Origin of the sequence: Streptomyces albospinus, from assembly GCF_014648695.1 — a bacterium.
GTDB lineage: Bacteria > Actinomycetota > Actinomycetes > Streptomycetales > Streptomycetaceae > Streptomyces > Streptomyces albospinus.
Genome location: NZ_BMRP01000008.1, coordinates 247,779 through 257,833, shown reverse-complemented (window position 1 = coordinate 257,833; position 10,055 = coordinate 247,779). Strand labels below are relative to the sequence as shown.

Annotated in this window: 10 protein-coding genes; all 10 read left to right on the top strand. The window is 68.6% G+C overall.

Going from position 1 to position 10,055, the window contains the following annotated elements; all coding sequences use genetic code 11:
• Nucleotides 1-130: 130 nt before the first annotated feature.
• Complete coding sequence (gene clsA / locus IEZ17_RS14385; protein WP_189300049.1) at nt 131-739, top strand: cardiolipin synthase ClsA; 609 nt, start codon at nt 131-133, stop codon at nt 737-739.
• A 116-nt stretch (nt 740-855) separates the two neighbouring features.
• The gene (locus IEZ17_RS14380) at nt 856-3,351 is read left to right on the top strand and encodes a mannose-1-phosphate guanyltransferase (protein ID WP_189300047.1); all 2,496 of its coding nucleotides are present in this window, start codon (nt 856-858) and stop codon (nt 3,349-3,351) included.
• Nucleotides 3,352-3,435: 84 nt separating this feature from the next.
• Complete coding sequence (locus tag IEZ17_RS14375; RefSeq protein WP_189300045.1) at nt 3,436-4,359, top strand: DUF881 domain-containing protein; 924 nt, start codon at nt 3,436-3,438, stop codon at nt 4,357-4,359.
• Nucleotides 4,356-4,688, top strand: a complete 333-nt coding sequence (locus IEZ17_RS14370; protein ID WP_003984969.1) for a small basic family protein — start codon at nt 4,356-4,358, stop codon at nt 4,686-4,688. Before IEZ17_RS14375 ends, IEZ17_RS14370 begins: the two co-directional genes overlap by 4 nt.
• A 5-nt stretch (nt 4,689-4,693) precedes the next feature.
• Nucleotides 4,694-5,677: a DUF881 domain-containing protein gene (locus IEZ17_RS14365; RefSeq protein WP_189300043.1), complete on the top strand. Its 984-nt coding sequence runs from the start codon at nt 4,694-4,696 to the stop codon at nt 5,675-5,677.
• Nucleotides 5,678-5,807: 130 nt separating this feature from the next.
• Nucleotides 5,808-6,641 carry an FHA domain-containing protein gene (locus IEZ17_RS44160; RefSeq protein WP_189300041.1) on the top strand — a complete coding sequence of 278 codons (834 nt, stop codon included), beginning with the start codon at nt 5,808-5,810 and terminating at the stop codon, nt 6,639-6,641.
• 16 nt (nt 6,642-6,657) lie between these two features.
• Nucleotides 6,658-7,407: a transcriptional regulator FtsR gene (ftsR, locus tag IEZ17_RS14355; RefSeq protein ID WP_189300039.1), complete on the top strand. Its 750-nt coding sequence runs from the start codon at nt 6,658-6,660 to the stop codon at nt 7,405-7,407.
• 53 nt (nt 7,408-7,460) lie between these two features.
• Complete coding sequence (locus IEZ17_RS14350) at nt 7,461-7,934, top strand: bifunctional nuclease family protein (protein WP_189300037.1); 474 nt, start codon at nt 7,461-7,463, stop codon at nt 7,932-7,934.
• Nucleotides 7,935-8,119: 185 nt separating this feature from the next.
• Nucleotides 8,120-8,725 (top strand): MerR family transcriptional regulator, encoded by a 606-nt coding sequence (locus tag IEZ17_RS14345; RefSeq protein ID WP_189300035.1) that lies wholly within the window; start codon nt 8,120-8,122, stop codon nt 8,723-8,725.
• A 66-nt stretch (nt 8,726-8,791) separates the two neighbouring features.
• On the top strand, nt 8,792-10,055 hold a 1,264-nt coding region (locus IEZ17_RS14340; protein ID WP_229852258.1), incomplete at its 3' end, for a DNA polymerase IV.

The following is a 10,055-nucleotide window of genomic DNA, read 5'->3' as shown; positions in this document are numbered from 1 at the left end:
CCCGTCGGGAACTCCGGTTCCCGACGGGGCTTTTTCGCGTTCCGTGGTACGGGCCCCGGGGCGCGGCGGGGCCGGCGGGGCAGGTAAAGTCAGGGGCATCATTGGCACATTTCCCACAGGAGGCTTCCGCGTGGAGGTCCAGGAGACGCGGGTCCAGACAGATCGTGTCCTCACCATCCCGAATATTCTGAGCATGGCGCGCCTCGTCGGCGTGCCGGTGTTCCTGTGGTTGATCCTCTGGCCGGAATTCGGTGGCCCGAAGGCTGACGGCTGGGCGCTGCTGGTCCTCGCGCTGAGCGGTGTCAGTGACTACCTGGACGGCAAGCTCGCTCGGCGCTGGAACCAGATCAGCAGCCTGGGACGGATCCTCGATCCGGCCGCCGACCGCCTCTACATCCTCTCCACCCTCGTCGGTCTGACGTGGCGTGAGATCCTGCCGGTCTGGCTCACCGCGGCGCTGCTCGCCCGGGAACTGATGCTGCTGGTCGCGGTCGGATTCCTCGGACGCCACGGCTACGGGCCTCCCCAGGTGAACTTCCTGGGCAAAGCAGCTACGTTCAACTTGATGTATGCCTTCCCGCTGCTGCTACTGAGCGATGGAAGTGGCTGGCTCCACACGCTCGCTGCTATTTTCGGATGGGCGTTCGCAGGGTGGGGTACAGCGCTGTACTGGTGGGCAGGGATCCTCTACGTGGTCCAGGTCCGCCGGATCATCAGGGCGGACGCCACGGCCGACTGAGCTCGCCCAACCGGCAGAACGTGCCGAGGTCCAGGGCCCGTGCGGGGAAACAATGGGCGAACTGGACAAGTGAAGTCGGCAAGAACCGTCGTCTCTTAGAGGAGGACGCTTCCGACATGAAGGCCGTTGTGATGGCCGGCGGCGAGGGCACACGCCTTCGCCCCATGACGTCCAGCATGCCCAAGCCGCTGCTTCCTGTGGTCAACAGGCCGATCATGGAGCACGTACTGCGGTTGCTGAAGAGGCATGGTCTCAATGAGACCGTCGTGACCGTGCAATTCCTGGCTTCGCTCGTCCGCAACTATTTCGGGGACGGCGAAGAGCTCGGTATGGAGCTCACCTATGCCAATGAGGAAAAGCCACTCGGCACCGCCGGCAGTGTGAAGAACGCGGAGGAGGCCCTCAAGGACGACGCCTTCCTCGTCATCTCCGGTGATGCGCTCACGGACTTCGACCTCACCGACCTCATCCGGTTCCACAAGGAAAAGGGTGCCCTCGTCACGGTCTGCCTCACGAGGGTTCCCAATCCCCTGGAATTCGGCATCACCATCGTGGACGAAGCCGGCCGGGTCGAGCGATTTCTGGAAAAGCCGACCTGGGGGCAGGTCTTCTCGGACACCGTCAACACCGGCATCTACGTGATGGAGCCGGAGGTCTTCGATTATTTTGAGCCCGATGTTCCGGTGGACTGGTCCGGGGACGTTTTCCCGCAGCTCATGAAGGAAGGCAAGCCGATCTACGGCTATGTCGCCGAGGGCTACTGGGAGGACGTCGGCACGCACGAGAGCTATGTGAAGGCGCAGGCCGACGTACTCGAAGGCAAGGTCGATGTGGAGATCGACGGCTTCGAGATCTCGCCGGGTGTGTGGGTCGCGGAAGGCGCCGAGGTTCATCCGGACGCGGTACTGCGGGGCCCGCTGTACATCGGTGACTACGCCAAGGTCGAAGCGGATGTGGAGATCCGCGAGCACACCGTCGTCGGTTCCAACGTTGTCGTCAAGAGCGGGGCGTTCCTCCACCGGGCGGTGGTGCACGACAACGTCTACGTCGGTCAGCACAGTAATCTGCGCGGCTGTGTGATCGGCAAGAACACGGACATCATGCGGGCCGCGCGGATCGAGGACGGCGCGGTCATCGGCGATGAATGCCTGATCGGTGAAGAGTCGATCGTCCAGGGCAATGTGCGGGTCTATCCGTTCAAGACCATCGAGGCCGGTGCGTTCGTCAACACGTCGGTGATCTGGGAATCCCGGGGCCAGGCGCATCTGTTCGGGGCGCGCGGGGTGTCCGGAATCCTCAACGTCGAGATCACCCCGGAACTCGCCGTGCGGCTCGCGGGTGCGTATGCCACCACGCTCAAGAAGGGCTCCACGGTCACCACGGCCCGGGACCACTCCCGCGGTGCCCGGGCCCTGAAACGCGCGGTGATCTCCGCCTTGCAGGCCAGCGCCATCGACGTACGCGACCTGGAGAACGTCCCGCTGCCCGTGGCGCGGCAGCAGACCGCGCGGGGCAGTGCGGGCGGCATCATGGTCCGCACCACGCCCGGTGTGCCGGACTCCGTCGACATCATGTTCTTCGACGAGCGGGGCGCGGATCTCTCGCAGGCCGGGCAGCGCAAGCTCGACCGGGTCTATGCGCGCCAGGAGTACCGGCGGGCGTTCCCCGGCGAGATCGGCGATCTGCACTTCCCGGCCAGCGTCTTCGACTCCTATACGGGAGCCATGCTGCGGGCCGTGGACACCACGGGCATCAGCGACTCCGGGCTGAAGGTCGTCGTCGACGCCTCGAACGGCAGCGCCGGACTGGTGCTGCCCAGCCTCCTCGGCCGCCTCGGCGTCGACTCGCTGACCATCAACCCCGGTCTCGACGAGTCCCGGCCGACCGAGACCGCCGATGCCCGGCGCTCCGGGCTCGTGAGGCTCGGCGAGATCGTGGCCTCGGCGCGAGCCGCGTTCGGGGTGCGGTTCGACCCCGTGGGCGAGCGGCTGTCCCTCGTGGACGAGCGCGGCCGGATCATCGAGGACGACCGTGCCCTGCTGGTGATGCTGGACCTGGTCGCCGCGGAGCGGCGCAGCGGGCGGGTGGCGCTGCCGGTGACCACGACCCGGATCGCCGAGCAGGTGGCGGCGTACCACGGGACCCAGGTGGAGTGGACGACGACCTCGCCGGACGACCTGACGCGGGTCGGGCGGATGGACGGCACGATCTTCGGCGGGGACGGTCTCGGCGGCTTCATCATCCCGGAGTTCAGCAGCGTCTTCGACGGCGCGGCGGCGTTCGTCCGGCTGATCGGCCTGGTGGCCCGTACGCAGCTCACGCTCAGCCAGATCGACGCGCGGATCCCGCGGGCGCACGTCCAGCGCCGCGACCTGGCGACGCCGTGGGCGGTCAAGGGGCTGGTCATGCGGCATGTCGTGGAGGCGGCCGGCGACCGGGACGTGGACACCACCGACGGCGTGCGGGTCGTGGAGGCCGACGGGCGGTGGGTGCTGGTGCTGCCCGACCCGGCCGAGGCGGTGACGCATCTGTGGGCCGAGGGGCCGGACGACGCCTCCGCGCAGCAGCTGCTGGACGAGTGGTCGGCCGTGGTGGACAGCGCGGGTCGCTGATCTGATCCCACCGGCGTGCCGTCGTCTCGGCACGCCGGTGGGGCCATTGGGAGGCCGTGCCGCCGACATGCGACGATGTGCGGCATGTCGCAGCAGCGCCCCGATCGGAGCAATACCAGGAAGCCGGCCGCGCGTCCCGATGCGTCCATGTCGCTGCTGACCAACGTGATGGATCACAGTCTCGACGACGGATACGCGGAGGCCGCCGCGCGGAAGTCGGATACCGGCGTACGCGGTCTGCCGCGCACGCTGCGGGCGAAGTTGGGCCTGGCCGCCGGACTGGTGCTGGCGGCGCTGGTGGTGACCGTGGGGGCGGCGCAGGCGCGGGTGTCGGCACCGACCCTCGCCAAGGAGCGCGAGGAGCTGATCCACCGCATCCAGAAGGGCACCGCCGAGGCCGACACGCAGCAGCAGCGGGTCGACGCGACGCGGGACGCCGTCGACCGGATGCAGCGGGAGGCGCTGAGGAAGCACGGTGGTGACAAGGCCGAACTGCTGGCGCTGCTGGCGGGTTCGACGCAGGTCACCGGGCCGGGTGTGAAGCTCGTCGTGGACGACGCCAAGGGGGCGCAGAGCAGCACCGGGGGGCCGCGTGAGAGCAGCGACTTCTCGGATACCGGGCGGGTGCGGGACCGGGACCTGCAACGTGTCGTCAACGGCCTCTGGCAGTCGGGTGCGGAGGCCATAGCTGTCAATGGGCAGCGGCTTACGTCACTCTCGGCGATCAGGGCCGCGGGAGACGCCATACTGGTCGACAACAAGCCGCTGGTGCCGCCGTATACGGTGCTGGCGGTGGGGGACGGGCAGCGGCTCAGCACCGCGTTCCAGGACAGTGCCGACGGCCAGTATCTGCATGTGTTGCAGGAGAACTACGGCGTACGCACGAAGATTTCCGCCGAGAGCCAGGTCACGCTGCCGCCCGCGCCCAGTTTGACCGTACGTACAGCAAAGCCGCAGGCCGGTGCCGCGAAGGCGGACGGCGCCGACACAGGGAAGGGCACATCGTGATCGCCGTACTGGGCCTCATCGTGGGAGTCGTGGTCGGACTTGTGGTTCGGCCTGTGGTGCCGACGGTGGTCGAGCCCTACTTGCCGATCGCTGTCGTGGCAGCGCTGGATGCCGTGTTCGGTGGTCTGCGCGCGATGCTGGACGGCATCTTCGACGACAAGGTCTTCGTCGTCTCGTTCCTGTCCAACGTGGTGGTCGCGGCGCTGATCGTCTTCCTCGGCGACAAACTGGGTGTCGGTGCCCAACTCTCCACCGGTGTCGTGGTCGTGCTGGGCATCCGGATCTTCTCCAACGCCGCCGCGATCCGCCGGCACGTCTTCAGGGCGTGAGGCGGATGGGTACGGAAGAGACGCCGGAGCCGGAGAAGAAGCCCGAGCCGCAGCCCGAGCGGAAGCCCGGTCCGGAGCAGGAGCGCAGTCCTGCCGGCCGGCGGCCGATGCCGCCGGAGAGCCCCAACACGCCCGCGGGGGCGGGCGGAACGGATGCTGAAGAACGGGACTCCGATGAGGAATCGGACGGAGCGGGGCAGAGCGGTGCCAAACCGGCAGTCGATGGTGCGTCCGGCGGCGCGGCGGACGGCGGGGCCCCGCCGGGTCCGAAGACCGGCCGGCAGCGCCTCGTGGCGAGTCTGTGGCCGCCGCGGCTGACGCGGGCTCAACTGATCGTTGCGTTGCTCCTGTTCATTCTCGGTCTCGGACTCGCGATTCAGGTACGTTCCACGAGTGACAGCAGTGCGCTGCGGGGCGCGCGCCAAGAGGATTTGGTGCGCATCCTGGACGAACTGGACAATCGCTCCCAGCGGTTGACGGATGAACAGCGGCGCCTGGAAGGGCAGAAGACCGAACTGGAGAACAGTTCGGACCAAGCCGAGGAGGCCCGTAAGCAGACCGTGGAGAAGGAAGCGCAGCTGGGTGTGCTGGCCGGGACCGTCGCGGCGCAAGGCCCCGGCATCAACCTGACCATCGACGACCCGCACCACTCCGTGGAGGCGGACAAGCTGCTCGACACCATCCAGGAGCTGCGGGCAGCCGGAGCCGAGGCCATCCAGGTCAATGGCGTACGGGTCGTCGCGAACACCTACTTCTCGGACCTCCGGGGCGGGGTGGAAGTCGACGGCAAGCGCGTCACGCAGCCGTACCGGTTCAAGGTCATCGGCAAGCCGGAGGACCTGGAACCGGCGCTGAACATCCCTGGCGGAGTGGTCCAGACATTGGAGAAGGAGCAGGCCAAGGTGTCTGTGACCCGTGAAGAGAAGATCATTGTGGATGCCTTGCGGGAGGCGAAGCGGCCTGACTACGCTCGGTCGTCATCGCAGTGAGGCGTCTACGTATGGTGATGGCCCGGGGAGGGCATGAGGTAGCGGGGGGTCGACGCACCGTGCGTGTGGTGTGTGGTGGAAACTGTCTGAAGGCCACGGACGTTCACAGGATGTCCGGATCGGCCGGTGAGTGCATCGAGGGTTCGTCCTGCCCCACGGGCGGGTCTGTTTCGTACAAGGGGAATCGCCCGTGAAGTTGTTTGCAAAGCTGTTCGGCAAGAGCGCCCGCCAGGAGGGCGGCAGCTCCGCGCGGCATCGCGCGACGCGCCAGCCCGAGGAGAGCGGCGCGGCCGAGGACCGTCCGCTGTTCCGTGATGAGGTCAGCGGTCCGTCCGGGGGGCACGGCGCGGGTTCTGTTGACCCCTCCGGGTCCGGCCGCATAGGTTCCCAGGAACCATCAACCTCACGCACGGGTGGAGGGTTGGCCTTGCCGGTTTGTACGAGGTGTGGGCACCGGAACGCCGAGGCGAGCCGGTTCTGCTCCAACTGTGGTGCGCCGCTGCGTGCGGGCGCACAGCCCGAGCGCGCGTCCGAGACGACCTCGACGATCTCCATCTCGGGGATCGAGGCGTACGACGCGGAGGCGACGGGCCAGAATCTGTCGCCGTCGCTGTCCCCCGAGGCGCAGGCGGCCGTCGATGCCCTTCCGCTGGGTTCGGCGCTGCTGGTCGTCCGCCGGGGTCCGAATTCGGGCAGCCGCTTCCTTCTGGACGGTGAGCTGACGACGGCGGGCCGGCATCCGCAGGGCGACATCTTCCTCGACGACGTCACGGTCTCCCGCAGCCACGTGGAGTTCCGCCGCGGACCGGACGGTCGCTTCACGGTCACCGACGTCGGCAGCCTGAACGGCACCTACGTCAACCGCGAGCGGATCGACACCGTCGTCCTCGCCAACGGCGATGAGGTGCAGATCGGCAAGTACCGCCTGGTCTTCTACGCGAGCCAGCGGGGCGTCGGCATCTGACCGCCAGGGAAGGCATATGCGCCATACACCGACAGGTGGTGCCGGTTCCGCCGGCACCACCTCCTCGGACAGCAAGCCGATGAGCATCGGAACGGTGCTCAACACGCTGCGTGAGGAGTTCCCCGAGGTCACCATCTCCAAGATCCGCTTCTTGGAGGCCGAGGGGCTCGTCGAGCCGAAGCGCACGCCTTCCGGGTACCGCAAATTCACCGCGGCCGACGTCGAGCGCCTGGCGAGCGTGCTGCGTATGCAGCGGGACCACTATTTGCCGCTGAAGGTCATCCGGGACCATCTGGAGGCCCTGGAGCGGGGTGAGCGGATGCCGCTCCCGGCCCCGGCGGCGCCGTCCCGGGATCTGGTCGAGGGCGTGTCCGACCTGGACGACGAGCGCCCGACGGCGGCCCGGATCGGCCGGGCGGAGCTGCTGACCGCCGCTGACGTGGACGAGGCGGCGCTCGCCGACTGGGAGTCGTACGGACTCATCGTCGCCCATGAGGACGGCGGATACGACATCGAGGCGGTCGCCGTCGCCAAACTTGTGGCGGAGCTGGGCCGCTTCGGTCTGGAGGCGCGGCATCTGCGTGCCGTGAAGGCGGCGGCCGAGCGGGAGGCCGGTCTGGTCGAGCAGGTCGTTGCACCCCTTCGGCGGCACCGCAACCCTCAGACCCGGGCGTATGCCGAGGCCACCGCGAGAGAGCTGGCCACGTTGTCCGTACGGCTCCACGCGGCGCTGGTCCAGAGCGCTCTGCGGGTCCGTCTGCCGTGAGCAAACGACTGCCCGACTACCCAAACCTGCCGGGCACGTCCTAGGGTTACTGTGTGAACGAGCTCGACGTCGTGGGTGTCCGGGTGGAAATGCCTTCCAGCCAACCGATCGTGCTCCTGCGGGAGGTGGGAGGCGACCGTTACTTGCCCATTTGGATCGGGCCAGGGGAAGCCACCGCCATCGCTTTCGCCCAGCAGGGCATGGTCCCTGCCAGACCGCTGACGCACGATCTCTTCAAGGACGTGCTCGAAGCGGTGGGCCAGGAGCTGACGCAGGTCCGCATCACGGATCTGCGCGAAGGGGTCTTCTACGCCGAGCTGGTCTTCGCCAGCGGCGTCGAGGTCAGTGCCCGGCCGTCCGACGCCATAGCGCTGGCGCTGCGCACCGGAACGCCGATCTTCGGTACCGACGGCGTGCTGGACGACGCGGGGATCGCGATTCCGGACGAGCAGGAGGACGAGGTGGAGAAGTTCCGCGAGTTCCTCGACCAGATCTCGCCCGAGGACTTCGGTACCAACAACCAGTGACTCGGCCAGTCGAACGTCTGTTTCCGGCCAACCTGCAATCCATTCCCCGCGCCAAGTCACGAGAAACCACTCGTAGGGTGATTATCACTCGGCGTGGCGAGCGCGGCGATCGTTGACGCACCCCGGGTGACTGCATACCGTCGATATGGCAGGTCCCGTCCGGGACGTGGAGGACGGAGGGCGGCGTGGCAATCACCGGCGACGGTACGGCGGCGGATGGGGCATTGCCGCTCCACTCGGGCGCGGCAGCGAACCGCAGCCCCGTACAGGCCGCCGCGATGTCGGGGGACCGCGAGGCGGAGAACATCGGCTACCGCGGACCGACCGCATGCGCGGCGGCGGGCATCACGTATCGGCAGCTCGACTACTGGGCGCGGACCGGTCTGGTGGAGCCCAGTATCCGGCCGGCGTACGGGTCCGGCACCCAGCGGCTCTACAGCTTCCGGGACGTCGTCGTTCTGAAGATCGTCAAGCGGCTGCTGGACACCGGGGTCTCGCTCCAGAACATCCGCACCGCCGTGCAGCATCTGCGTTCGCGGGGGCTGGCGGATCTGACGCGGATGACGCTGATGAGCGATGGCGCGACGGTCTACGAGTGCACCTCGCCCGACCAGGTCGTCGATCTGCTCCAGGGGGGCCAGGGGGTCTTCGGGATTGCGGTCGGCGTGGTGTGGCGGGACGTGGAAGGCGCACTGTCACAGCTCCACGGAGAGCGTGTGGACACCGGCGAGACGTTGGTCGGGAAGAATCCGCACGACGAGCTGGCGCGGCGCCGCAACCGGGCCGGCTGACGGCGCGTACGAGGGCCCCGGCCCGGGTCGGGCCGATTGTCAGTGGTGTGCGGCAGCATCAGTGGTGTGAGACGTGCGCCGACGATCCTGCATCTGGACATGGATGCGTTCTATGCCTCCGCCGAGCAGGCGGCCAAGCCGAGCTTGCGGGGAAAGCCCGTGGTCGTCGGCGGGATCGGGCCGCGCGGGGTGGTGGCGACGGCGTCGTACGAGGCCCGGGTCTTCGGGGTGCGCTCGGCGATGCCGACGGCGCAGGCGCGCCGGCTGTGCCCCAATGCCGCCTATCTCAGCCCGCGATTCACCCTGTACCGCCAGGTGAGTGAAAGGGTCATGGAGCTGCTGCGGGCGCTGTCGCCGTTGGTGGAGCCGCTGAGCCTGGACGAGGCTTTCGTGGACCTGGAGGCGGGTGGGGTCGCGCCGGAGACGGCCGCGGTGCGGGCGGTGGGGGATCAGCTGCGGCGCGATATCCGGGCGGCCACGGGGCTGACGGGGTCGGTGGGGCTGGCGGGCGCCAAGATGCTCGCCAAGATCGCGTCCGAGCAGGCGAAGCCGGACGGCCTGGTGGTCATCGAGCCCGGCACGGAGCGGGAGCTGCTGGGGCCGATGCCGGTGCGGACGCTGCCGGGGGTCGGGCCGGCCACGGCCGAGGCGCTGCGCAGGGGCGGGATCCATACGGTCGCGGAGACCGCTGAGGCGGGTGAGGCGGAGTTGGTGCGGCTGCTGGGCAAGGCACACGGCACGGGGCTGTACGCGATGGCGCTGGGGCAGGACGACCGGCCGGTGGTGGCCGAGCGGGACGCGAAGTCGGTGTCGGTCGAGGACACCTTCGATGTCGATCTGACGGACCGGACGCGGGTGCGGAACGAGATGCTGCGGCTGGCCGACCGTTGTGTGGAGCGGTTGCGGGCGGCCGGGCGGTCGGGGCGCACGGTGGTGATCAAGGTGCGGAACTACGACTTCTCGACGCTGACCCGGTCCGAGACGCTGCGCGGGCCCACCGACGATCCCGCGGTCGTGCGGGAGGCCGCTGTGCGGCTGCTGGAGACGGTGGACACCACGGGCGGGGTGCGGCTGCTGGGTGTGGGGGTGACCGGGCTGGCGGACTTCACGCAGGAGGATCTCTTCGCCCAGATCGCGACGGAGCGGGAGGCGGAGGAGCATGCCGCGGCTGCGGAGCCGGAAGCGGAGCAGGCGCGGGAGCCGGAGCCCGGAGAGGAGTTGCCGCGGCGGTGGCACCCGGGGCTGGATGTGGTGCACGAGGAGTTCGGCGCCGGATGGGTGCAGGGCAGCGGGGTGGGGCGGGTGACCGTACGGTTCGAGACGCCGTGGT